The sequence below is a fragment of the Citrobacter sp. RHBSTW-00986 genome (genome assembly GCF_013783065.1).
Lineage (GTDB): Bacteria > Pseudomonadota > Gammaproteobacteria > Enterobacterales > Enterobacteriaceae > Citrobacter > Citrobacter braakii.
Window position 1 is genome coordinate 4,236,490 of record NZ_CP056200.1, and the last position, 25,025, is coordinate 4,261,514.

At 48.4% G+C, this 25,025-nt stretch carries 27 protein-coding genes and 1 tRNA gene; 6 read left to right on the forward strand and 22 right to left on the reverse strand.

Going from position 1 to position 25,025, the window contains the following annotated elements; genetic code table 11:
* Positions 1-70: 70 nt before the first annotated feature.
* The 9 genes from HV345_RS20460 to HV345_RS20500 all read right to left on the reverse strand — a co-directional run bounded on the left by HV345_RS20460 (position 71) and on the right by HV345_RS20500 (position 5,242).
* Positions 71-904, reverse strand: a complete 834-nt coding sequence (locus HV345_RS20460; RefSeq protein WP_181636001.1) for a DUF4942 domain-containing protein — start codon at positions 902-904, stop codon at positions 71-73.
* 115 nt (positions 905-1,019) lie between these two features.
* Positions 1,020-1,361: a TA system toxin CbtA family protein gene (locus tag HV345_RS20465; protein ID WP_181506237.1), complete on the reverse strand. Its 342-nt coding sequence runs from the start codon at positions 1,359-1,361 to the stop codon at positions 1,020-1,022.
* Positions 1,362-1,416: 55 nt separating this feature from the next.
* On the reverse strand, positions 1,417-1,650 hold the full coding sequence (locus HV345_RS20470; RefSeq protein WP_181506238.1) for a hypothetical protein: 234 nt from the start codon (positions 1,648-1,650) through the stop codon (positions 1,417-1,419).
* The gene (locus tag HV345_RS20475) at positions 1,647-2,000 is read right to left on the reverse strand and encodes a type IV toxin-antitoxin system YeeU family antitoxin (RefSeq protein ID WP_181506239.1); all 354 of its coding nucleotides are present in this window, start codon (positions 1,998-2,000) and stop codon (positions 1,647-1,649) included. The genes HV345_RS20470 and HV345_RS20475 overlap by 4 nt, the downstream gene beginning before the upstream one ends.
* 45 nt (positions 2,001-2,045) lie before the next feature.
* The gene (locus tag HV345_RS20480; protein ID WP_181506240.1) at positions 2,046-2,267 is read right to left on the reverse strand and encodes a DUF987 family protein; all 222 of its coding nucleotides are present in this window, start codon (positions 2,265-2,267) and stop codon (positions 2,046-2,048) included.
* Positions 2,264-2,773: a DNA repair protein RadC gene (gene radC, locus HV345_RS20485; protein WP_181506241.1), complete on the reverse strand. Its 510-nt coding sequence runs from the start codon at positions 2,771-2,773 to the stop codon at positions 2,264-2,266. Before radC ends, HV345_RS20480 begins: the two co-directional genes overlap by 4 nt.
* A gap of 12 nt (positions 2,774-2,785) precedes the next feature.
* On the reverse strand, positions 2,786-3,205 hold the full coding sequence (locus tag HV345_RS20490; RefSeq protein WP_181507050.1) for an antirestriction protein: 420 nt from the start codon (positions 3,203-3,205) through the stop codon (positions 2,786-2,788).
* A gap of 115 nt (positions 3,206-3,320) precedes the next feature.
* Positions 3,321-4,139, reverse strand: coding sequence for a DUF932 domain-containing protein (locus tag HV345_RS20495; RefSeq protein WP_181506242.1), 819 nt, complete (start codon positions 4,137-4,139; stop codon positions 3,321-3,323).
* A gap of 248 nt (positions 4,140-4,387) precedes the next feature.
* Positions 4,388-5,242 carry a hypothetical protein gene (locus HV345_RS20500; RefSeq protein ID WP_181636002.1) on the reverse strand — a complete coding sequence of 285 codons (855 nt, stop codon included), beginning with the start codon at positions 5,240-5,242 and terminating at the stop codon, positions 4,388-4,390.
* 434 nt (positions 5,243-5,676) lie between these two features.
* Here HV345_RS20500 and HV345_RS20505 point away from each other — a divergent pair, with 434 nt between their 5' ends.
* The 3 genes from HV345_RS20505 to HV345_RS20515 all read left to right on the forward strand — a co-directional run bounded on the left by HV345_RS20505 (position 5,677) and on the right by HV345_RS20515 (position 7,079).
* Complete coding sequence (locus HV345_RS20505; protein WP_181506244.1) at positions 5,677-6,267, forward strand: inovirus-type Gp2 protein; 591 nt, start codon at positions 5,677-5,679, stop codon at positions 6,265-6,267.
* A 90-nt stretch (positions 6,268-6,357) separates the two neighbouring features.
* A complete protein-coding gene (locus HV345_RS20510) occupies positions 6,358-6,567 on the forward strand; it encodes an AlpA family transcriptional regulator (RefSeq protein WP_181507051.1) in 210 nt (69 codons plus the stop codon).
* 14 nt (positions 6,568-6,581) lie between these two features.
* Positions 6,582-7,079 carry a hypothetical protein gene (locus HV345_RS20515; protein ID WP_181506245.1) on the forward strand — a complete coding sequence of 166 codons (498 nt, stop codon included), beginning with the start codon at positions 6,582-6,584 and terminating at the stop codon, positions 7,077-7,079.
* A gap of 195 nt (positions 7,080-7,274) precedes the next feature.
* Here HV345_RS20515 and HV345_RS20520 read toward each other — a convergent pair whose 3' ends face one another.
* From HV345_RS20520 to HV345_RS20575, 12 genes are all read right to left on the reverse strand, one after another.
* On the reverse strand, positions 7,275-8,222 hold the full coding sequence (locus tag HV345_RS20520) for a glycosyltransferase (RefSeq protein WP_181506246.1): 948 nt from the start codon (positions 8,220-8,222) through the stop codon (positions 7,275-7,277).
* Positions 8,219-8,389 carry a hypothetical protein gene (locus HV345_RS20525; protein WP_181506247.1) on the reverse strand — a complete coding sequence of 57 codons (171 nt, stop codon included), beginning with the start codon at positions 8,387-8,389 and terminating at the stop codon, positions 8,219-8,221. The genes HV345_RS20520 and HV345_RS20525 overlap by 4 nt, the downstream gene beginning before the upstream one ends.
* A gap of 93 nt (positions 8,390-8,482) precedes the next feature.
* Complete coding sequence (locus tag HV345_RS20530; RefSeq protein WP_181506248.1) at positions 8,483-8,656, reverse strand: hypothetical protein; 174 nt, start codon at positions 8,654-8,656, stop codon at positions 8,483-8,485.
* Positions 8,657-9,136: 480 nt separating this feature from the next.
* Positions 9,137-9,670: a hypothetical protein gene (locus HV345_RS20535; RefSeq protein WP_181506249.1), complete on the reverse strand. Its 534-nt coding sequence runs from the start codon at positions 9,668-9,670 to the stop codon at positions 9,137-9,139.
* 261 nt (positions 9,671-9,931) lie between these two features.
* The gene (locus HV345_RS20540) at positions 9,932-10,519 is read right to left on the reverse strand and encodes a hypothetical protein (RefSeq protein WP_181506250.1); all 588 of its coding nucleotides are present in this window, start codon (positions 10,517-10,519) and stop codon (positions 9,932-9,934) included.
* Between the two features lie 527 nt (positions 10,520-11,046).
* On the reverse strand, positions 11,047-11,352 hold the full coding sequence (locus tag HV345_RS20545; protein WP_181506251.1) for a hypothetical protein: 306 nt from the start codon (positions 11,350-11,352) through the stop codon (positions 11,047-11,049).
* Between the two features lie 244 nt (positions 11,353-11,596).
* Entirely contained in the window at positions 11,597-12,829 is a 1,233-nt protein-coding gene (locus HV345_RS20550; RefSeq protein WP_181506252.1) for an RNA-binding domain-containing protein, read from the reverse strand.
* A gap of 20 nt (positions 12,830-12,849) precedes the next feature.
* A complete protein-coding gene (locus HV345_RS20555) occupies positions 12,850-15,501 on the reverse strand; it encodes a TrlF family AAA-like ATPase (protein WP_181636003.1) in 2,652 nt (883 codons plus the stop codon).
* Between the two features lie 52 nt (positions 15,502-15,553).
* Positions 15,554-18,469: a type I restriction endonuclease subunit R gene (locus tag HV345_RS20560; protein ID WP_065945027.1), complete on the reverse strand. Its 2,916-nt coding sequence runs from the start codon at positions 18,467-18,469 to the stop codon at positions 15,554-15,556.
* Positions 18,470-18,524: 55 nt separating this feature from the next.
* Positions 18,525-19,319 (reverse strand): restriction endonuclease subunit S, encoded by a 795-nt coding sequence (locus HV345_RS20565; RefSeq protein WP_181636004.1) that lies wholly within the window; start codon positions 19,317-19,319, stop codon positions 18,525-18,527.
* A 245-nt stretch (positions 19,320-19,564) separates the two neighbouring features.
* A complete protein-coding gene (locus HV345_RS20570; RefSeq protein WP_065945031.1) occupies positions 19,565-20,830 on the reverse strand; it encodes an integrase arm-type DNA-binding domain-containing protein in 1,266 nt (421 codons plus the stop codon).
* A 186-nt stretch (positions 20,831-21,016) separates the two neighbouring features.
* Positions 21,017-21,101 (reverse strand) — tRNA-Leu (locus HV345_RS20575).
* 220 nt (positions 21,102-21,321) lie between these two features.
* Between HV345_RS20575 and HV345_RS20580 the strand changes: the two genes are divergently transcribed.
* Entirely contained in the window at positions 21,322-22,341 is a 1,020-nt protein-coding gene (locus HV345_RS20580; protein ID WP_103283431.1) for an NAD(P)-dependent alcohol dehydrogenase, read from the forward strand.
* 30 nt (positions 22,342-22,371) lie between these two features.
* Here the strand turns inward: HV345_RS20580 and idnK are convergent, their stop codons facing one another.
* Positions 22,372-22,893, reverse strand: coding sequence for a gluconokinase (gene idnK / locus HV345_RS20585; protein WP_046275803.1), 522 nt, complete (start codon positions 22,891-22,893; stop codon positions 22,372-22,374).
* Between the two features lie 217 nt (positions 22,894-23,110).
* On the opposite strand from idnK, the gene idnD reads away from it, so the two are divergent.
* On the forward strand, positions 23,111-24,154 hold the full coding sequence (idnD, locus tag HV345_RS20590) for an L-idonate 5-dehydrogenase (RefSeq protein WP_181636005.1): 1,044 nt from the start codon (positions 23,111-23,113) through the stop codon (positions 24,152-24,154).
* Between the two features lie 11 nt (positions 24,155-24,165).
* Entirely contained in the window at positions 24,166-24,930 is a 765-nt protein-coding gene (gene idnO, locus HV345_RS20595) for a gluconate 5-dehydrogenase (protein ID WP_181636006.1), read from the forward strand.
* Positions 24,931-25,025 lie beyond the last annotated feature (95 nt).

Consider the following 25,025-nt stretch of genomic DNA (forward strand, 5'->3'; position numbering starts at 1 on the left):
TACCTCCTTTAATAACATTTAATAACTCCTATTAAGGTTAGCATAGAGGTGCCTATAAAAACATCACATCTCATTTCGCAGGCAACATCCCCGGAAAGTGCTTCGCCACGATGTCATTCATCTTTTCCACCAGATCCAGACGTTTGAACGTGATATGTCCGCTGCCCTTCTGGAAGTAGCGAATAGAGAATAAATCATCCTCAAAGACCTGCTGATGCGGGTTATCGCGCACAAAATCCATAAACCGGATGGAGACATCATGCCGGTTATCGGGGATGGTTTTGCCATCCAGCAAGTACAGCATACGCTCCAGATCGGCAAGTTGGTCACGCCGCCAGCCCCAGTTCAGGCTAAAGCCCCATCTGTCGTGTTTCACCAGATTATTGACTATGATTTTCTTACCGAAGTAACAGGGGTTATTAGTTTTGTAGTCCCAGCTTAGTCCCTTAAAGACATTGATAACTCCACGTTCAAAAACACCCTGCTTGTTATGGTGGAGTTGCTCAAAAGTGCTGACAATATTGGCCTCGCTGATAGCAGGAAGATCGCCCTCTTCCAGATCCTTTGCCCACTGACCGCGAGCCTCAGCATCCATCAACGACAACATCCCCGATTTCAGCATCAGGTCACGCCAGATACCACGATCGATATTGCGGGCGATTACCGGCAAGGCTTTATCCACCGATTGCATCAACCAGCAGTCAAAAGCTCGCCCTTGCCGCATAGCCCAGTGCTCCGCCGTGTTGCCGCCGATGCTCAATGTCAGACGGGAGATCTCATCAAGCTGGTGGATAACTACTTCAATCTGTTGCAGCGCTGCATTCCGTCCGGTGACGATCCGTTCAATATTTGTCGAGCAGATAAGTTCGTTATGATCAGTTAAAACTTCAGCTTCTGTTTGCATAATTTTTCGTCCGTATAAAAGCAAACACGCCTGCCGGGAATGGCAGACGCATTATGCAGGGAGTTAACAGGGAAGAAAGATCGGGAATGTAATATGGGAAGGCTGCTCGCAAGATTCAGTGTGCCGCCAGATGACGAATACGTCGCAACAGACCGGTTGCCTGTCGCGCCCGCAGAATATCGACAGCCCGGAGATAGGGTGATTGTTCCTGCCAGCGAACTCCCCTGCGATCAATACGAGCAAGCTCATACTTTTCTACAAGAAAGTTAACGGCACTAACCAGTGTGATACCGGCGTCAATGTGCTCCTGAATCACCTTTTCTTCGCTAAATGGTGTGTCGTTCAGAGTGAGGCCATAATGCTTAGCCAGTAAATAGGTCAGCATTTTCTGCCAGATTTCGACAGGCGACGGTTGTGTCGATGCCGCCCGTATCGGGTGCTGGGGTTGGATTTGCATAAAAGTGTCTCTGTTGAGTGAAAGGGATATTCTGGTAACGGAGAGGGGTTATGAATTACTTCTGACGAATAGTCTGCAATGCGGCGTCCAGTGTGTCCCAGTTAATGCCCTGCTCAGCATTGTGGTGCTTTGCGGCGTGACTGAGTACGGCTCTGGCCTCTTCTGTCGTGACGGAGGAATCAACATTTCGCACGTCATCTTCATACCACAGGCTGCAAAGGACAAAACCTTCGTTATGATGCTGTTGCAGGTGGGCAATAACTTCACTGATTTTACAGGCGCGGGTCATAACGGTTCTCCCTGGCTCTGTGTAGTCAGGTAAATCACGATATAGACATAGCCAAACGAGCCATTGGTATCGGCCTCCAGGGTCATGCCATTCAGTGTGGAAGTAAACCGTCTGGCTTTGCGCGGATTAAGTTCGCCGGAACATAATGCGGCTTGCATCTGTTTTACAAATACCGGAAATACGATATTCAGCGTCTGTAATTGCACATGGGTGAATGTGCCGTTAATAGCCGAACGGTCGGCCAGATAATGCAACTGCTTACCCTCCTGGATCAGGCGCGCACCAAATGACGGATTAGAGGTCGTGGGCAATCCCCATACAGGGGTTGATTTAGTGTTATTTGATTTCATTTTTAGTTTTCCTTTTTAGTTTTCCTTAAAGATAACGAGCGTTGATTAATTCAGGGTCACGCAGCGCAGGAGTGCATAGGGCCCATGGCGGTCCTGACGACGTTCGGCAAATACAGCCAGTACACCGCTGATATCGGGTATCTGGCGACCGGTGTAATGGCAGACGCTGCCGGTCCAGCGGTAATGACCGGTACACCAGGAGGCCAGCCGTGAGCCGGGTGTCTGCCGGTAAATCGTCATCGCCTGGCGCTTACTGATGATGTTCATAGCCAGCCCCGCTCAGCAAACGAGACAATATCCCGGTGGCCGACGATCAAATGATCGAGGGTACGAATATCAACCAGCCGCAGCGTATTTTGCAGATTACTGGTGATAAGCCGATCCGCCTTGCTGGGCTCTGCCGCACCGGAGGGATGATTATGCGCGAGGATCACCGCAGCGGCATTATGGCGCAACGCTGCTTTCACAATCTCGCGGGGGTATACTTCGGTATGGTTGATAGTTCCGGTGAACAGGGTTTCATAGGCCAGTAGTTGATGTTGGTTATCCAGAAACAGAACCATAAATTCCTCCCGCTCCAGTCCGGCCATTTTCAGGCGCAACCAGTCGCGGGTTTCCTCTGCCGAGAGGAACGATACACCGGGCTGGCGCAGGTGCTGTTCCAGTATCGACAGTGCCTGACGGATGATGCGCTGTGCGCCTGGGGTCAGGCTGATTGCCGCAGAAGGTATGACATCGGGCTGGATGGAAACCAGCGATAGTGCTGTGTTCATAAGGGAGTCTCCTTAGTCAATCAGCCGCATGATGCCGCTGCATTCAGGGTGGGCCAGCGCATAATCGCGCAAGCGGTAGTAGTGTTCACTGATAGCCTGGCAACCGGTACGACAGGCATGGTGACTCCAGGCCATCAGGCAGACGGCGATACCGGTGGCTTCGGTACTGAGCTCCGCGTCATTACCGTTATGCTCGTTAAACAGCGTGTAGCTCTCCAGCTCCGGCGGAGTCAGGAACGCGCCGCCATTCGACAGTATGTGAAAATCCCAGATGCCGCCCTGATAGTCGGTACTCCAGAGGTCAAGCCAGGAAAACACCTGGGGCTCGAGAAATACCCACTGGCGGACACGGCCAAAGCGACGACTCCAGAAGGCGATACGTTCTTCATCCGGGACAAGGCTGGCCGTGATAGCGGTGTGATCGGGTTGCATCTGGCGTACCGGTGTCGTTGTTGCTTCAGGTGTAGTGGTGTGCTGCATGATGAAATCTCGCTGTAAATGAATGAGTTGGATAGATACGGGGAAATGGATGCGATGCTGTCGGGTATCAGCTCAGCACCTGCTGGAGTTCTTCGGCCATCACCCATAACGCTCTGTTGAGCTTCAGGTCGCCGTCAATGCCTTTTACGGCGCGGGTGTGATTACGTTTTCCTTGGGCAGAGCGTCCGGCCAGACCGCCTTTTATCAGCGACTCCTGGATGCGGTTATAGACCGTCCACAGGTCGCCGGACTCGTCCTGCCAGCGGCGGGGAGCCAGAATCTGAGCTTCAGTCACCGGCTGGTGGTCTTCGCCAAAGCGGTACGTCAGCGCGGCTTTCGCAAAAGCCTGCTGCGCCGGGGCCGGGAGTTGCAGCGACTGCATGGCCTCGCGTTTTTCCTCCACGCGGTCAAACACGCCGAGCACCTCGTAAGCCCCTTCGATAACCTTCTCCACCACGTCTCCCCGGTGCGGCACGCGGATTTCGCTAAACGACTGACCGCAGACGAGTGAATTGGTACAGACGCTTCTGAAGTATCCCGGTAGCATCTGGTATGAACTGGAGCCATCGTGACTGTTGAGCAAAATAATCTCCGGCACCTGCATACCGGTAATCTGCCCGGCACGACGCAGACGCAGCAGATGCTTGGTGTGTTCACGTTTGCCGGGGTCCCTGACTCTGGACTGGCAGGCAAAGAACGGCTGAAACCCCTCGCGTTGCAGGTTCTCCAGCAATGTGATGGTGGGGATGTAAGCGTATCGGTCACTGCGGGATTCGTGGCGGTCTTCACTGAACACGCTGGGGACCACCTGCATCAGTTCTTCATGAGTTAATGGACGGTCACGGCGTATCTGGTTTATCCGCCCGAAGCGGCTGGCTAATCGCATAGGTCATTCCTTATCTAGTTAATGGGACGACATAAAAGAAAACGCCCCGCTCAAATGAGCGGGGCGTTGATGTGGTTATGGAATATACAAAGAGGTGGTTACTGGCGGGTGTTAAATGTCCAAGGATGAATATATTTCATCATATTTTTCATTACTCTTGTAGATATCATCATTATAAATATTTAAAAGGAAAGAGGCATGGCGTATTCCTCAAAAATCCACAGGGATAATATATAATTGAGAAATTATTAAAGATGGTCCTTTCTTTCGGTATGTCTTTTATGCTCCTCAGCAATAAGGCGATTCATGAAATCATCACGTTTCATATTTGAGGATGAGATCATTTCATTCAGCTTGTTATCATTCTCTAGGGATAATAAAAATTTTTTATTGATGTTACCTTTGCCTGCCTTTTCTCGGTGCTTATGGGTGGATAGAGCGCTTTTTATCTTCCTAAGAAACAATTCTTTTTTCTCTGGCGTATCCAGAATACAATCATAAAAACCAGTCAGGCATATTTTTTTATCTTCATCACTAATCGGTGAGAAATGCCGAGTGATATTCCCATGCAATTTTATCGAATAACTCCATAGATAATTTATCACTTCCTCGCTTTTACTAGCAAATGGATCGGGTTTATTTCCATTTGTTTGCCAATCATATTTAAAGTCATTAATTAGTTCTCTTTTCCGGTTTCCTGATTCATCTAGTGAATCAAAATACTCTACAATGGCGTTAAATCTTCCGCGATGATCGGGAAAAGCATCACCACGTCTTTGACGATGAGAATTATTTTTATGCCATATCCATAAGCAAATTCTTTTATCTTTAATCCACTCGAAGTCAGTTGGTGGCAACAATTCATCCTTACAGGCCGCCTCCATTTCCTCTATGAACTGATCTATCCGCCGCTTATTTTTCCGAAAATAATCGTTGAGTTCATCATTAATCCATTGACATGTGTCACTCGTATTTCCAGATTTACTATCCCAGTCAAATTCATCGCGAATGCTTATTCCTGAACGTCTTCGGCTTTCCATGTAACGGACATAAAACTGGCACTTTCGAATGTTATTTTCAGAAACATAATTTTCATAACTCATCAACAAACACCTCATTATGTAAACAATCACGCCGTGATTTTACCGTCATTCTGCATGATTTTATGGTGTTTTTGTCGCAAATTTATCAAAAATTAACCGAAAATGCGCCGTGACGATTTTAAAGGTCTAAAGAGTGAATGATGATCGACGTTGAACTTCAGTGAATGAATTTTTAGTTTTATCGACCAGACTATGCTCTGTCACCCTGGTTGGATATAGCCGTCAGTGCTAGCCAGTCACGACCCCGGAAGCAGTGATTCGTGATATGTGCCATCATGCTGAAATAAGGTTATTACTGTTATTATACAGCTACAGTATATCTGACCGGATACAACGTACATCGTTATCAATACCCTATCTAATATTACTAACCAGAGTCAACTAAAAACTTACGTTCCTCTCTCATGTTCATGATACAACATAATGAGGAACGCATGATGAAATCAATCCCAGTTACAAACGCTAATCACCCAACATCCCCTCATCTGGAAAGCTGCCTGCACCAGCATGTAGACAACCTCTTCAACAAATTCTCCAAACTAATTCTGTTAAGAATCGATTTTGCCTATCTGAGTTACTCACCTGAGTTTACTCAGCAGGATATTCATGGCCTGTGTGCTGATATGGTTCAACTGGAGAACGCATTAAAAGATATCCACGGTATCGCGGGTTATCTCTGGGTTACTGAATATGGGGATAACCACCGACACCATGTACATAGTGCAATATTCATCAATGCTCAGTTACGCAATAAAGCCTGGCCGGTCTTTCAGGAGATAGCTGAGTGCTGGCAGCGTATTACCGATGCAGAGGGTTATGCTCATCGATGTACGCCACAGCGCCATTATAAAGTCAGAGGGGAAGAAGTAACTGAATACAATGACGATGAGGGGATAAACGCTATGAAATACATTCTCAGTTATCTGGCGAAGACTGAGCAAAAACCTGATGGAATAAATATCCGGTTTAGCACTATTCCAGATAGAACCCGCAGGGGAAGGCCAAGAGCCCATCTCTGGAAGTGATTTATTACGGCGACTGTTTTTGTCATGAGCAGTACCACATTCATTCAAACCCATCCCGGTACTGCTCTCCTGTTTACTGGAGAGAACATCATGACCAGCCTGCCAAATACATTATTAAGCGATCAATTAGTCGATATGAAATTTATCACCACATTTACCGGTCTCACAGATAAGTGGTTTTATAAACTTATCCAGGATGGGGTATTTCCAAAGCCGATTAAATTAGGTCGGTCTTCACGCTGGCTGAAAAGTGAAGTGGAAAGCTGGCTGCAACAGCAGATAGCAAAATCCCGTGGATAAGTGAGGTAATAACCATGAACGATATGATCCCACTATCCGCAGTGCAACGGCATTATCAGCAGTTCTTAAACAAGTGCGTTACCTGTGATGATGTAACGGGTCGTTTGCTATCGCGTCATCGCGACCTGCTCAGGGTAGTGCCTGCGAATATCTCCGGGATTGGTATCATGCTGGTTCCGGCGTTCTTACTCCCGACGTCACCAGCGGATTGTAGCGAACGGTTAACGCCTCGCTCTGCCATCCGCTTTATGCCTGAGACGCCCTGGAGCAGCGTTCTGACCAGTGAGGTGCATAGATTGGGGCTACGGGATTACACGACGGCATATCGCCATTTATCGCCGTATCAGCGCGAGGCTCAGGCGCTGGCGGTCTTCAGCGCATTGCTTGCAAACCGTCAGCATCAACTCATGCGGGGTATAATTGACTGGCAGAGTGCCAACCTGGAACATCACAGGCTGGTGGACGAATATCTGTTCTTCGCCTTCTACGACCAGTGGCGTGATACCCCATGAGTTACCCATTAATTACCGGGAAGTGCCTGCTTTACGCTATGAGCGGGAAGTTTAGTCTGTACCGCGTTGATTTAACCGGGAATGTGAGTTCTTCCGCAGCTTCTGTCATTTGTATATCCTGGCCGACAGGGTTGTTTATTGCTACGCAATGTAGGGGTACTGGACCTGACTTCAACCCATCGGTGTACAGAGAATTTACCGTAGCTTTGCAACCAGCTTGATAAAGAAGCACACGTCGCTGGCACTGTGTATACCCCGGCTTAAGGCCCGCAGAGCAGTACGCGCCCGGAACTCTCGCTTTATACCAGCCCGATCCTGAACGCGTCGGCGGTACAGCCCCAGGAAGTGGCGAGCTTCCACCAGGGCATGGCGCAGGATGGCGCTACGTATCGGGTGATTCTCCGGTAACAACGCTAACCGATGCAGCCTGGCAATCACATCGATATAGTCCAGCGCCCGGTAATCGTAGTAGTCGGCCCGGTGAGTAATCGACGCGGGGTTGGTACGCCAAGTATAGTCTTTCTCGTCTGAAACGTAAAACCGCCCGTTGTTCACCGCCAACTGCACGGTCCAGAGGATATCCTTGTGGCTTTTCCCCGCCTGGAACGTCAGCCCGTGCTCGCTCAGGTAGGCTGAGCGGGTTATCTGTAGCCACAGATAATGCGGCCATTCGCGGTGGCCGACACAGTGGCGAACCCATTCGTGCCCGGTGAGTAACCGCCCGTAAGGTTGTTTACAGTGAACCAACCCGTACGGTCCGCCGTCAGTGCCACGCCAGGCGTTGAACAGCACCACATCCGCCTGTATTTCAACGGCAGTTCGCCAGCGGTTATAGATAAAGCCATCAGTCACCGTGTCATCCGCATCCAGAAATATCACCCACTCCCCACGGTGTACCGCCAGCGCGGCGTTCCTGGCAGCATAGACGCCCCGGTTGGGCTGTTCCAGCAGGGTGAGACGGCTGTCGTGGTAACCCTGAACGATACGGCTGGTGGAATCTGTCGAACCGTCGTTCACGACAATCAGCTCCAGCGCCAGGCGGGTTTCACGCAGGATACGGTCGAGTATCCCGCCAATGGTAGCCTCCGCGTTATATGCCGGGATAATAATGCTGATATCAGGCGTCACAAATGGCGGCGTCATGACTTACGCTCCTCTGCGGACTTACCTCGCTGGCGAACGGGTAATACCCGTTTCTCGCGGTGCTCCTGGTCGGTATCGAACAAACATTCGTCGCAGTATTCGTCGTCCAGGGCGAACAACCGTTCGATAATGCTTCGCTTTTTGCCACAGCGGGCGCAGGTATGCATGGTTAAATTCCTGATGGGTTATTATTGCATGAGGGTGTCGGTGAGCCGTCCGTCGTCATTGCAGTGCCGTGCTGGACGGGGCCAGTGCTGTGGTCAGCCGTCACCGGTACAGGGTTGTTTTGCGATAAGCTGCGCACCTCTATAGATGCTCAGACTGTCAAAAGGGGTAAGGCCATCACTGCCCGTCGAGTAGCTCCAGACCAGACCACAGACCTCGGGACAGGTCTGTGCCGAGAGTTCGGGTGGCAGCATAAAAGCGGTATTCATGAATAGCCTTTCAGATACCTGGGAAAATTTATGGCTGATGCTGGCAGAGGTTTTTTGAAAAATCAGATCGTTTTCACAGATCAATTTTTCGATATTGATCGTTTTCGCCGATCACGTGTGAATTCCGGGGATATTTCTCTGAATATTTTTAAGTTCCATCAATAAACGACCAATTTTCTATTGCTAAGTTATGACGCTGGTATCAGTAATTTAGTCCGAATTATGGTGATGACATAACCAGTCCTTGGGCTGGCGTACAGTGCGGTGATTTTCAGTGGGTGATTAGAGGTATATAAACGATTAGCACAACAGCATTTTGACCGGTGAGATACTGCGATTAGAGTTAACGGGTGATACGGTAGTATATACCGGTTCGGGGCATCATTGGCTGGCAGACGAATTCTCCGGTAAAAACAGAACCAGCATCAGAGTGAATTTAATAAACGCTGATGCTGTTCGTCCGGCGATATTGTGAGCAGTTTACATTGGCAGATTAAAGGTATTAGTCGCACTGTCTTTAGATACGTTATAACCTTTAGCAAAATAGTGCGTCTGAATATCCTGCGCCATAGCATCGGCCCCAATATTGCTGTTAACACATTGGGCTGTATATGTCTGCTGCCCATCAATAACCATGGTATAAGACCCGGTTTGACGACCATCTTTCAGATTGTAGCCGGATTCAAGTATTGCATAACCAACCTTACTGCCGTCATTGAATTTGAACCACAGCTCAGATTCTACATACGGCAAAGCGCCCGAGCGCATAGTCAGGTTGTATACCGTTAACAATTTATTGTCATCGAGCTGATCGTCATTTGGATATTCCCATGACTGATGGGTTTGATCATTCACGTAGCCGTACCAGACCACGCCATTTTGAGCGTAAGCCGTAACCTGCTGATGGTCATCAAGATCGCACTGAAATACTTGATGCATATCGCCAGCGTGCGCCGTTGCAGTCGCCAGGATAGCCGCTGCGATAATAGATTTAATGGTTTTGGTTGTTGCCATGAGAGTCATCCTTAATTAGTTGTAATTGTTATACTATAGGCAATGTCATCTGTTTGGTTAATTCTGGCATTCCACACTTTCAGATAATATTTCTGCCTATTCTTTATTGCTCCATGGTGTACTTTGTTCACATCCAATTTAGTAGTGGAAAAATCGATTCTTTAATTAAATACTCAGCAGAGTCTCTCTGCGAGTATTTTTATTAATTAAAACATAGCCGGACGCCACATAAAAATGTGCTGTATGCAGGTATCTGGATTATCAGAAGGATGGAAGATGCACTTTCTCACCATCCTTGTAGCTAATGTAATCCATCGTGAACCCTGGTTTCAGTTGCTCCGACTTAATGAGGTAACGCAGTTCCCACGCAAAATGCACATCGTTTTTACACATCATCCTGTTGACTAATTTATTGCCATCGTAATACTCAATCATTCCGCGTCCAGTTTTCCAGTTCGGATTATCATTAGTATGAAGCTGGTGAATAGCAGTAGTATCCAGCGTGACTTTCATCACCCCCTTCTTATTATCACCGCCCCCCATGAATGAAACGGAAATACGGTCGCGGTACCCGTAACGCTCATCATTTCCGTAACGCGCGTCGATGTGGAGCAATTTATTATCCGGTTTTTCTGGGTACCGAAAGTTCCAGGTGGTTCCTTTATCTTTGTTATGAATGTCTATGTTGTACTGGAGGAAACCATCCCGATTAGTCATTCGGAAATAATCGCCATTGTCTAACTGGCATTCAAAAATTTCGTATTGTCGGTTAAGTGCATCAGTGACATCGGTATAAGCGCTGGCGTTAGTTGCCGCCAATGCGATTGCTGAAAGTACGTATTTAAACATAACAGAGTTCCTTGAAAAACGGCAGCAGGCCTTGGTTACGTTCTCCGACCTATGATTAGGAAATAAAAAACGTTCCTGACAAACCTGTCGGTAAAAAAAGATGGTGTGGCTGGCAATCTATGCAACCCTGAAGGGTAACGGTTGCGGAGTAATAAGTTGCTTTATTATCGGGCAGAGAACTCTGGTGAGGCAACAGGTTTCTTAGTGCTAATTACTACTAAATAGCTGCGTCTAATACAGCTACACCTGCCAGTTACTGACATATGGCTGGTTGCGTGCGAGCAACGCATTTCAGGCCCGATTCGGCGTGGTCAGGAAGAGGTAACAGCCCCAATGCCTTGCCCTACAAGCGCCAGACGAAAGTGGAGCACTATTCCGCGCAGGTATTTAGCCAACTGAAACAAACGCAAATAGTATCGTGTTGCATCACAGGAACCGCTTCCCATGAGAGTCTTGTCTCTCTGCTTCTCTGGAGGGCCTTCAACTGTATCGACTATGCCACACCGTGATTTAGAGAGGTTTATACTCTAGATATCAAATGTTAGCATGCAAGTATGGCAAATATATTCGTCGAAGACCTCCCCATCCAGACCACCACCGGCCGTAGCACCAAGTGCTACCCCGCTTCCCATCCCCACCAGAAATCCGATCACCCCACCAGCAATCGTTCCAACGCCGGGAATAATTGAGCCTGCCGCCGCACCGAGCGCTGCACCCTCAGTACCGCCAGACATACCCGCAACGCCACCGGCGATTGCGCCAATACCGCCTCCAATTTTTCTACCGACATTTCGTTTCTGTGTGTTGGTTGAACCGCAATGTGGACAAATCATTTTTATCTCCTGAGGCAATTAAAATAAAACCCGCTTGAAGGTGATTCACAGCGAGCCGTAGGATGTTGTCATGGAGATAATATCTATCTTAAAATAGTTTAGTCATAAAACTACCTTAATTGATTTTTTATATTCAGTATAAATCTTATATTTGAAAATATAGAATAACTACAATTTGGAAATTATATCCCAACATTACTGAAATATTCTAACATTCGGAATAAACAATAATGTTGGGTCAATATCAAGGAGATGGTGAACGGTAAAGAACCGTCTTCAGATAATCATCCGTTGCGGTAAACTCCGGTGCTTGTCCACTCAAAGCCTGCGTCAGAGGGATAATTTTTGTCCTGACCCCCATTCCCCTGAAATCAACGTAACCATAGTCGCGCAAGACTTCCATGATAATCGTATTACGCGGTGAGCGCTGGCCTGCCACCATCTTCTCAACCGACATAGAGTTATTCAGCGCACCGGGGCTAATAACCTCGAATCGGTTATTATATAAGCCGATTTCAATCTCAACAAAGCGTGTCCAGTCACGATGCGCCAGGGCATTTACAACGGTTTCACGAACAGCTTCTAACGGATAATACCAGGTGGTTTCCCGACGCAAGTTCGTATCGGGTTGAGAGGCCTCAGAAGTAATAAATGGCATGATGGTTGACATCAAACGCTCAATTAATCCTCCATCGATCAACGCTCTCCCAGCCTCTTCGGTATCAAAACGTCCCACCATTGGGCCATCCAGAATATCATCCAACAACGGCTGATATTCTTTGTCTTCACTGGCAAAGGCAAAGACACGGATACCCGATTGACGTAAATACTGGCGTGGATATTTACCAAAAAGAACTAACCCGGCAATCGTACAGCAAACATTTTCACCCGCTTGCGTCAGAAAGCTCAACCCCAGCAACCGTTGTTGCCATTGTTCCGGTGTCTCCGGAATATCTGGGTCATGCAAAATATCGCGCAGATAATTCAATAAGCGGGCTTCATCCAGGCAGGTAATATCTGTTCTCGGAACGGGCATCACCTCGGTATGTAACATACCGACAATTTCGAACAAACGCATTTGCTGCTCGCGAGTCGCCAATCTGGACGTGGACCCCACGCGAATGAAGATTTCTTCCCTCCCCTGATGGCGCACGACATAAGGTTTAGAAATTCCTTGAGGAAAGCTCACGATAGCCACCGTAAGAGAATCATCCATTCGGACTTCTTCATAGAACGGCAAAAGCATTGGGTGAATTTTATCCTGCATTACATTCATCACCCACTCTTCCAGGTTCTGACGATGAATACCAGAAATGGTGCCATCATCCTCAACACCTAGCAGGACGCATCCTCCCTGGAAGTTAGCCATAGCAACAACTTCTTTCGCCAGTTGCTCCGGGCGGATATCATCACGCTTAAACTCCACTCCGGAGCTTTCTCCGTTGGCAATGATCTCCAGTAACTCGCTTTTAAGCATGGCTGACTCTCGCTTTTCTGTTATTTAAACCCATATTTTTCCCGGCGTTGATTAAAGGCACTTTGACCACCTTCGAGAATATTCGCCGCCAGGCGTTGGATCTCCGGCAAATCAATAGCCCCCTGCTGCTCAGGAAGAATACGACCTTTACCCTCTTCCACGCTCAATACACCAATCCACTCAGCATCACCGAACACCGGTATGTTAGCGTTATGCGTGGCAAATAAAAACTGCCGGGAGAGCTTCGCCTTGCGCAGCTCTGTCACTATACGCTCTGCAATAAATGCGTTATCCAGGTTATCTTCTGGCTGATCGAGGATCAGTGGGTCTTGATTTTCCAACAACAATAAATGCAAGACAGCAGTACACTGTTGCCCGGTAGAGAGTTCATCAATATGACGCCAGAGAACACCGCCACCGTCATGCATGACATTCAGCTCAATTTGCATCGTATCCGGTAGTGATAATGCTTCCAGCTCCAGAAGCTGTTTCTCACTCAAGCGCAGCAATGCCTGCGCGACAGTAGGGGTTATTCCCCACCCAGCATTATGCAACGCTAATTCACCATGACGGATACTCTCAACCAGATTTTCGGGCGTAAAATCATACTCCATCACCCAAGCTAAACGTCGTGGACCAACCCCTTCCAGATTACATTGCTCCAGAAAATGCAACAGAGGTTGACGATCGCCTTCTGGCTGTAAATTAAGCCGCACTTTTTCATCTAGTTTTCTGTTCAGACGTTTGACTGATTTCGCCAACGCAGCGGAACGTTGAGAACGCGCCTGGATAAGCTCCAGAAGTAATCTTTTTCGCTGCTGATATAGCTCATCAAGTTGTTTCTGCCGGTTCTCCAGAGCCGTTGCTTTAGGACGAATAGAGGCTATCTGGCGTAACAACGTTTGATAATCTGCACCAATCTGTCGCCCGCTTTTTCCCTGGCTGGCCGGGATATCTTTAAAGGCCTTTTCAAGTTGAGCTTCTTCTGCACCGATTAAACTTGATAGCTCGCTTTGTAAAGGAGTAAGTTCTGCTGATGAACGCTGAACAACCTCATCCAGTTGCTGAACCAGTACCGCCGTCTGCTCCTGCACCCGCTGAAGCACATCACGCTGTTGGAGAAGAAGAGACTGATGCGGCAGAACATTTATCACCGCATCGCTGAGATAAGCAAGATCGGGGAGGCTATCTTTTAACGTCAGAAGAGCATCTTGCACTCTGGACAATTCTTCCTGATGGCGTGAACTAAGCTGCTTTTCTTTTTCCAGCAAGGGAACGATTTTGAGTTTTTCATCCAGACCAAGTTGTTTAAATTGTTCTGCCTGCTCCAGTAATTTCGGCAGCCGTGCAACTTCAAGTTCCGCTTCCGCCTTTTGCTCCAGAGCACTAAGGATAGTTAGGCGGCTATCTCCGAGACGAGCCAACGCTTTGTTGATAATCACATCGAACTGGTTGTGATCACCTTCCAAAAACCGCTCCACTAAATGATTGCGACTCTGCGCATCACGGGTCATTTCGTAAATTTCGTTCTGCCCGTACAACTCCAGCCCAGGAAGTAAATCATCCGGAGAATAAGGCGAAACATTACCTTCACTGTCAGTTACGATGGATTGCCCACCAAATTTGCGGCTAATGGTAAATGCACGCCCCTGCATTGCAGCGGAGCGGACCTTCAGTTGGACTAGCGCACCATTCCCAAGGTTACTCTTAATAATTGCGCTGTGCTGCTTTTGTGCCGAATCGCCAAAAGGCTGCTTACCAAGAGCGAAACGAATAGCCTCCAGCAAAGTCGATTTACCTGTCCCACGACCGCCAATAACAGCATTAAGGTGGTCGGAAAAAGTAATATCGGTCTCATCCAGATATCCACCAATAAAACGGATATTTTCAATTGCCGAAGCATAGCTATGCGGCTTATCTGCATTCAGACGTACCCGTGATTCAGGATCTAAAAATGCCTGTTTAAATGAGCTAAAACATGGCCTGGTCATTTTTATCAAGCAAGATGCTCCTGCCGTTTTAATTTCTTCAGGCTGAGCAACATCTGCTGCGTTGATAATGGCAATAGGCCGCTCACGACGATAATCAGGAAGTTTGTTCAGGATGGCTTTCCGGTAAAAATCATCCTCAACCCCTTTTAAGTCATCAACCGTTCCAGGAATCTGCGCCGCCAACAATGCACTTTCTTTCCATACATGGTTCATACGGCATTTCAGTACACCATTATCATTAGTGCTATGCGCTGCAAAAATAAATCCGTCCAGATCATCTACTTTTTCAATGATCTGCACAGCACTGAGCTTCGATGGGGAAATACAGTCATCGGGGTCTTCATACCCCAAATTGCTCAAATAACGTTCCAGCTCTTGCACTGTCCGATTTTCATCAAACAAACAGACAAAATGAATTTTCTCGCTGGAGCAAATCTCAAAACCAGGAAAAACGACAATACCATGTTCATTAAAGAGCTGACGAAGTCTGTCCACCGCATCCACAGCACCATGATCAGCAATACCAACAACCTGAACCCCAGCCTCAAGACAGGCCTCCAGAAGCTGCTGGTTGTAGACCTCTTCACTGAGTGATTCTTTCCCGCGATACTTGTTATAGCCCGCAGGGTTTACCTGCAAAGCGCACTTAAAAAACTCAGCTTTAGTCCAGTTCACAGACATCGTCAGGCTCCTTATATTTCTGGCGGTTCACTACTCGTAGCAAATAATACGCTTAAAAACCCTGCATACCGTTGATAAATGTATCAATCACACCACGCACGCGCTCATATACTCGCGCCCGAACGCTTTTGCGCTCCAGAATCTTAGGCGTCCAGGTCAGGGTTTCAGCCACCTCATCTTCACGCGGCATCACGTCGGTAAACAGATAGTTATCCAGCAAGCCAGTCAGCTTAATAGAATCCAATCGCTCCTCGGCGCAGAGAGCAGCCAGTACCTTGCGTTTCTCCTGCTCTACATACGCTTCAAACACCTGGGTAATATCTTCATCTGATGAAGCGTGCAGCAGGCTCTGTTCGATGAAGTTATCGATCAACTCACGTTTACTGCGCAACGTGACATCGCTGTCGATAATGTCCATGATCTTTTTCTTCTGATCTTGCTGTTCTTTCGGTGGCATTGCCTGAATGCCTGCCAGCAGGCGCAGAATGTAACCGACATTAATTTCATCGCGATGGATTAGTGAAACCTCAAAATCCACGTCATCAAGAATCGAGACTTTCTCTTTCCCGGAGTGCTTCTTCACCTTGTCGTGGATATCAAGGTACTTACTGGTGAAATCTGCCAGTGCCTGGTCGGAAATAGGTTTGCCTACCTCGTCAAAGTCGGCGAAACTTTCGAGAATATTTTTCAAGCGCATCACATCGCGGAACGCAGTGACAAAATCCAGTTGTGCCTGCTCATCCGGCAGATTGTCCACGCTTTCTACCGTTGGCGTTAGCGTCAGCAGACGATCAACCGCTTTCTGATAATCTCCCAGATACTCTTCAAACGGTTTCACCAACACCACAGACGAAGCATCTTTATTGGAGAACAATGCAATAGCATCGTCAGTAGCTTTTTTCAGGTTACGGAAACAGACGATGTTCCCGTGGCTTTTCTTCTCGTTGAGGATGCGATTAGTGCGTGAAAACGCCTGCACCAGGCCGTGAAAACGCAGGTTTTTATCTACATACAGCGTATTCAGCGCCGGACTGTCGAAGCCCGTCAGGAACATATTCACCACCAGCAGGATATCAATCCCTTTCTCTTTCGTGCGTTTGGCAATGTCTTTGTAATAGTTATAGAAGCTTTGCGAATCATTGGCTGAGTAGCTGGTGCCGTACAACGTATTGTAATCAGCGATAAAACTGTCGAGATGGTCCCGGCTGGAAACATCGATTTTGCCACCCTGTGGCAGGCTGATATCTTCCTCATCCAGCAGGCCGTTTACCATCTCTTTATCGCTTTTATCCGCTTCGTTGGCCGCATAGGTGAAGATAGTGGCAATCTTCAGCGGCTTATAACCCGCATCCATCGCCAGAAGCGCTGCCTGTTTCTCTTTAAACAACCGATAGTAGGTGATCAGCATATCCACCGATCCAACGCAGAACATGGCGGTAAACTCACGGTTACGAGTCTTAGCGTTATGATGTGCCAGAATGTAGTCGGTGATTTTCCCCAGCCGAATATCGCTTTCCATCACTTCTTTGGTGTCGATATCTTCTACGTCGATATCGATCTCATTACCGCTCTCTTTGCGCTTGTAGGTGCCAACATACTCAACAGCAAAACGCAGCACGTTTTCGTCGCGAATGGCATCAACAATCACATACTTGTGCAGGCATTTATCAAACAGCATTTCAGTGGTCTGTTTGACGCCGTTGGTGATGTTCACATTGTCGGCAAAGATCGGTGTGCCGGTGAAACCAAACAACTGCGCATTCTCAAAGAAATTGACGATGGCTTTATGCGTATCACCAAACTGACTGCGGTGGCATTCGTCAAAAATAAAAACAATACGCTCTTTGCGTAGATGTTCTAGCTGCGCTTTAGACTTCTCACTTTTGATGGCTATGTTCAGCTTATTGATGGTAGTGAGCGTTAGCTTGCTACTGGTTTGCTTCAGATGCTTAATCAGCGTACTTGTGTCGTCAGTGGTGTCCACACTGTCTTTGGCAAAACTATTAAACTCTTTTGCCGTCTGATAATCGAGATCCCGGCGATCGACCACAAAGATCACCCGATCCACTTCCGGCATCGACATAATCACCTGGCTGGCCTTGAATGAGGTTAGTGTCTTACCCGATCCGGTTGTATGCCAGATGTAACCGTTCTGTGGACGCTCCTGTTTATGAAGGTTCTCCTTCACATGGCGGATCATGGCTTCACAGGCGTAAAACTGGTATGGTCGCATTACCATCAGACACTTACGGGTCTCGTTCAGCACCGTGTAGTGAGTGATCATTTTGGCGATATGGCACACTTTCAGAAACGCATCGGCAAACTTCTCTAGCGTTTTGAGCGATTCATTCTTTTCATCGGTCCAGAAAAAGGTCTGCTCGAAATGATTGGCACGGTTATTAGCGTAGTATTTGGTGTCCACACCGTTGCTGATAATAAATATCTGCACATACTGGAACAGGCCGCTACCGACCCAGAAGGCATCGCGATGGTAGCGGTCAATCTGATTAAACGCCTCTTTCAGCCCCAGACCACGACGTTTTAGCTCGATCTGCACCAATGGCAGGCCATTGATCAGCAGCGTAACGTCAAAACGGGTCTTACGCGTGTTTTGCTCGGCGTTGAACTGCTTCACCTGCCGCGTGACCTGAAATTCATTCTGGCACCACTCCTCCTTATTGATAAAGCTGAGCCACTTTTCGGTACCATCATCACGCAACAATTGGTAACGATCGCGCAAAGTCCTAGCACGATCAATCACCTCATTACCTTTGGTAAGATGCAAAAAAATACGGTTAAATTCGCCGTCCGTCAGCGGAACTGCTTCCAGCCGGTTATGCCGCTCAATCTGCGTTTTAAGGTTGGCTTTCATGCTGGCTTCATCGGTGACCTTCACCGGTTCGTAGTGCATGCCAACCAGTTGTTCCACCAGTTGCGTTTCTAATTCGTATTCGCTTTGCGTTGCCATCAGTGTGCTGTGCCTTCTGCTGTAAGGTAGGCCCGATACCGACCGGACCAAATCGTTATACAAACATTTGTTGTAATAAACCCTGTTTCCAAGTTTTTAGCTTATCCAATTCCGCTTTTTTGACGGCAATTTTGTCGTCAAGGGAGGAAAGATAATTGGTGATTTTGGTTTGCTCATCAATGCTTGGTAATGGAATCATCAGATCTAATAGATTTTTCTTTGTAATACTTAAGACAGAAACACCGGTCGCAATTATTTTTATTTTTCTTCTGACCTCTGATGACTGCATCATATAGCTACCGAAACCTAAAGCCATACTGGTGATAGGTCTTGCTAAAAAAGTATGTAATCCTGCAACTATTTGTTGCTGATTAACATTAGTAATCTCAATACATTTACCAATGTCATTGTAATCCTCAGATGCATCTGCAATTACTAGATCGCCATTTCTACAGAAGCATTCCTCAGAAATTTTCATAGTCTTAGAAAGATAAGGAACTAATTCTTTAGTTATATCAAACCGACTATTAAATCTTGTATGAATATCACCGTAGTGAATATTTTTAACATAACCATTTTCGTAGTTAAGTTCACTGCGAGATAAAGAATTAGTATTTAATAGTTTATACAGTTCCTTAAATGATTTAGTCTTCCACGCAGGATATACATCACCATTTTCATCCTTAAATCGCAATTTCTGACTAAAAATCTTCTGCATAATACCTTTCTTGTACTGGCACAGCAGATCATACTGCTTACCCAGTAGTATGATTTTTTCGTCGACAGCGGTCAGAAAATTAGCAATTTTAATTTGCTCATCTATTTCATTTACAACGTTCGCATGTGGCACAGAACAATCCGTCAAATTAGGCGGCTTAAACCCTGTGCCAGAACAAGTAAAAACAAAGTAACTGGTAGCGTCAGATGGTTAAATACTGCTCCATATTTTGCAGTTCTGCTCCCACTTCAGATGCCAGAAAACCGTATCTGGACGTTTCACACAACGATAAAAAAGAGATATATTCCCCGCCAACCCGAATCGGGTTGGCGGGGAATTTTAATTTAAAAATCAATTGGGAAATAAAGGTACCCGACTCACTCACCGTTCCCTTGGTTGATCTTCGCATAGTCAAACGGCGTAATCCCCTTCTCCCGGTTTGCGTCCAGGAAATCAGCCCACCATTGCAGCATCAGTTTGCGTTCGTCGATAAACTCCGCCTTATGGATATATGCCGCTCGTACTGAATTACGCTCCATATGGCTCATCTGTCGTTCTACCGCATCCTTCGACCACAACCCTGACTCAATCAATGAACTACAGGCCATCGTGCGGAAGCCGTGACCACAAACCTCAACCTTGGTGTCATAGCCCATCACCCGCAATGCACTGTTCACCGTGTTTTCACTCATCGGCTTACGCGGATCGTGATCGCCAATAAAAATCAGCTCATGCTCGCCACAGAATTGTTTTATCTGCTTCAGGATCGCCAGCGCTTGTTTAGAAAGCGGCACCAAATGCGGTGTGTGCATCTTTGATCCCCGGTGAGAATGCTTAACGTCAGGGATAGGTTCTCTCTCTGGCGGGATCGTCCACATCGACGTTTCAAAATCAATCTCCGACCAACGAGCAAAACGTAGTTCACTGGATCGAATAAAGATAAGCAGGGTAAGTTCGGCTGCCCAACGGGTTAATGGTCTTCCGGTATAGCCATCTATTTTCTGAAGCAGGTCTGGGATACGCTTTAACGCCAGCGCAGGACGGTGCTGTCGATTGCCAGAAGCAACCGCTCCTGCCATCTCCTGAGCCGGGTTATAATCAATTAACCCGCTTTGCACCGCATAACGCATGATGGCTGTAGTGCGCTGTTGAAGCCGGGCAGCCACTTCAAGACGTCCAGACATCTCTACGGCTTTAATGGGCGCTAATAAATCCCGAGTTTTTAACTCAGCGATATTACGTTCACCAAGCGCTGCAAAGAGATTATCTTCCAGACTTTTTAGCACGCGATGGGCATGATCTTCAGACCACTTTTGATTGGTGCCATGCCACTCGATCGCCACCTCTTTGAAGGTCCGCGCTTTACTCTGTTCAACCTTATCATTTTTCTTTTTGTCTCCCGGATCGACGCCATTCGCTAGCAGCTTACGCGCTTCGTCACGACGCGCTCTGGCATCCGCCAGTGTGATTTCAGGATAAACCCCAAGTGCCAGCATCTTTTGCTTGCCGTCAAAACGATACTGCAAACGCCAGTATTTAGAACCATTAGGATGGACAAGAAGGTGCATACCGCTGCCATCGGTCAGCTTATATTGCTTATCCGTTGGCTTGGCTGTTCTGACTTTGATATCTGTTAACGCCATGCTTATCCCCTCCCTGTTGGTACAAGCATTATCGAACCGGAAATACCATCATCTGTACCAACATATGTTGGTAGATGTACGTTGATGTCGGTTGACCTTGAGAGAGTTAATATAGCGGGAAAAGCGGGTAAATACTGGATTTTAGACATAAAAAAAGACCTCAATTGAGGTCCATTTACATGCTTTTGGTGCCGAAGGCCGGACTCGAACCGGCACGTATTTCTACGGTTGATTTTGAATCAACTGCGTCTACCGATTTCGCCACTCCGGCACGGAAGGGATGCGGAAAACGTTGTGGATTATACCTGTCATGCGCCACCATGCAAGCACCAGCGTGTGCCTGACTCGCTAAGTGTTGAAAATTTCAGCATTCCCTTTCTCACCTGCAACCATCGTCACAGTTTGCCCCCTTATTAATCCCCCCTTCTGCGAAGCGTCCCGTTTCCCCATGCTCTACACTTCCAGTTCAACACCACACTGAGGGAAACACGATGTCGATGATAAAAAGCTACGCCGCAAAAGCGGCGGGCAGCGAACTCGAACTCTATGAATATGATGCGGGCGAGCTTAAGCCGGAAGATGTCGAAGTCCAGGTCGATTACTGCGGTATCTGCCATTCCGATTTGTCGATGATCGACAACGAATGGGGATTCTCTCAGTATCCACTGGTGGCCGGGCATGAGGTGATTGGTCGCGTGGCGGCGCTCGGCAGCGCGGCGCAAGATAAAGGTCTGAAGGTTGGTCAGCGAGTCGGCATTGGCTGGACGGCGCGCAGCTGCGGGCATTGCGACGCCTGTATCAGCGGCAATCAGATTAACTGCCTGGAAGGTTCCGTTCCCACTATTCTCAATCGCGGTGGCTTTGCCGAGAAGCTGCGGGCCGACTGGCAGTGGGTGATCCCGCTGCCGGAAAGCATCGATCTGGCGGCGGCGGGTCCCTTGCTGTGCGGCGGTATCACGGTGTTCAAACCGCTGCTGATGCACCATATCACCGCCACCAGCCGCGTTGGGGTGATCGGCATCGGCGGCCTGGGGCATATCGCCATTAAGCTGTTACACGCGATGGGGTGCGAAGTGACCGCGTTCAGCTCCAATCCGGCGAAAGAGCAGGAAGTGCTGGCGATGGGGGCGGATAAGGTGGTTAACAGCCGCGATCCGGATGCTCTAAAAGCGCTGGCGGGCCAGTTCGATCTCATTATTAACACGGTTAACGTCGATCTCGACTGGCAGCCGTATTTTGAAGCGCTGGCCTACGGTGGTAACTTCCATACCGTCGGCGCGGTGCTGAAGCCGCTGCCGGTGCCAGCGTTCACCTTAATTGCCGGCGATCGCAGCATCTCCGGTTCGGCAACCGGTACGCCGTTCGAACTGCGCAAGCTGATGAAGTTTGCCGGGCGCAGCAAGGTGTCGCCCACCACCGAACTGTACCCGATGTCGCGAATTAACGACGCTATCCAGCACGTGCGTGACGGCAAAGCCCGCTACCGCGTGGTGCTGAAAGCCGACTTCTGATGCAAGGCTCAGTCCCGCAAGGGGCTGAGCTTATTGCCTGTTACGAAACGCGAGCACCGCCTGGCGGCACTGTTCCGTCACATGCTCGATGTCATGGTTCACGTCGATGCGGGCAATATCACGTTCGTCCTCCTGCGGGCACTCCAGCGCATCGAACTGGCTTTTGAGTAATCCCACCGGCATAAAATGCCCTGCCCGGCGCTGCATGCGCGCCAGAATGGTCTCGTAATCGCCGTCCAGCCACAAAAAATGCACATTCGGACTGCCCTGCCGCAATATATCGCGATACTGTTTTTTTAATGACGAGCAGACAATAAACCCGGTCTCATTCTTTTTATATAAACTGTATGAAGCGTCATTTAATCGTGCTAACCACGGTAGTCGGTCTTCATCGGTTAATGGAATACCTTCAGACATTTTATCAATATTTTTGGCCGGATGGAGATCGTCACCATCAATGAATTTAGCCGATAATACTGCAGCAATTTTGCTGCCAATTAAAGATTTACCGCTACCCGAAACGCCCATCAAAATATAACTTTCCCCGGCCATTGAAAAAACTCCAGATTCATATTCCATGGCGCGATACTACGCCTTCCACATTGCAGAATTCACCTTTTTTCGGCGTGGCTGAGCAGATTTACAAGGCGCATCACGTTATGCGTAACATTGTAGTGTAACAATTTTCCAGCGTGATCTTTATCACAAATAATAACAATCAAAACCGTTTAAATGCTGCCGAGGTTACTACCTGACCAGTGAGGCATTTATGCAAGTCAAAACCCAATCCTGCGTTGTCGCGGGTAAGAAAACTGTTGCCGTTACCGACCAAAATATTGAATGGAATAATAAAGGAACGCTGGTACAAATTACCCGCGGCGGAATTTGTGGTTCCGACTTACATTATTATCAGGAAGGAAAAGTCGGTAATTTTACCGTTAAAGCACCGATGATTTTAGGCCATGAAGTTATTGGTAAAGTGGTGCACAGCGACTCAAAAGAATTACATGAAGGTCAGTCGGTGGCTATTAATCCGTCGAAGCCCTGTGGCCACTGTAAATACTGTCTGCAGCACGACGAAAACCAGTGCACGGAAATGCGCTTTTTTGGCAGCGCCATGTATTTTCCCCACGTTGACGGCGGCTTTACCCGATTTAAAACCGTCGATACCGCGCAGTGCATCCCCTACCCCCAGCACGCCGATGAAAAAGTCATGGCCTTTGCCGAACCGCTGGCAGTCGCGATCCACGCCGCGCATGAAGCAGGAGACCTGCAGGGCAAGCGCGTGTTTATCTCCGGCGTGGGGCCTATCGGCTGCCTGATCGTCAGCGCGGTGAAAACGCTCGGCGCAGCAGAAATTGTCTGTGCTGATATCAGCCCGCGCTCGCTGTCGCTGGCCCAGCAGATGGGTGCTAACACGCTGATTAACCCGCAGCAGGACTCGCTCGATGAGTGGAAAAAAGAAAAAGGCTACTTCGACATCAGCTTCGAAGTCTCTGGTCATCCGTCCTCAATCACCACCTGCCTGGAAGTCACCCGCGCGAAAGGCGTGATGGTGCAGGTCGGCATGGGCGGTGCGGTGCCGGACTTCCCGATGATGATGCTGATCGGCAAAGAGATCGCGCTCAAAGGCTCGTTCCGCTTTACCACCGAGTTCAACACTGCGGTGTCGTGGCTGGCGAATAACGTTATCGATCCGCTGCCATTACTCAGCGCCGAATATCCGTTTACCGAGCTTGAACAGGCGCTGATCTTTGCCGGGGATAAAACCCAGGCAGCGAAAGTCCAGCTCGTTTTTGCTGAAACAAAATAAGGAAGAACATAATGAACGATCTTTTTTCACTGGATGGCAAAAATATTCTGATCACCGGTTCGGCCCAGGGTATTGGTTATTTACTGGCGACCGGGCTGGGTAAATATGGCGCGCAGATTATCGTCAATGATATTACGCCGGAGCGCGCGGAGGCCGCCGTCGCCAAACTGCAACAGGAAGGGATCCGCGCCGTTGCCGCGCCCTTCAATGTTACGCAGAAACAGGACATTGATGCCGCCATCGACCATATCGAAAAAGACATTGGCCCACTCGATGTGCTGGTGAATAACGCCGGTATTCAGCGCCGCCATCCGTTTACCGAGTTCCCGGAGCAGGACTGGAACGATGTGATTGCCGTTAACCAGACGGCGGTGTTCCTGGTCTCGCAGGCAGTAACGCGTCGCATGGTGGAACGTCAGGCTGGAAAGGTCATCAACATCTGCTCCATGCAAAGCGAGCTGGGCCGCGACACCATCACGCCGTATGCCGCCTCGAAAGGCGCGGTGAAAATGCTCACCCGCGGTATGTGCGTTGAGCTGGCGCGCCACAATATCCAGGTCAACGGTATCGCACCGGGCTACTTCAAAACCGAGATGACCAAAGCGCTGGTCGAGGATGAAGCCTTCACCGCCTGGCTTTGCAAACGTACGCCAGCCGCGCGCTGGGGCGATCCGCAGGAGCTGATTGGCGCGGCGGTATTCCTCTCTTCCAAAGCATCCGATTTTGTTAACGGGCACCTGTTGTTTGTCGATGGCGGCATGCTGGTCGCCGTCTGATACAACACAACGCAACATCACGCAGCGCCCAGGCGCTGCATTTTTGGCCACCCCTAAATAATTCGAGTTGCAGGACGGCGGCAAGTGAATGAACC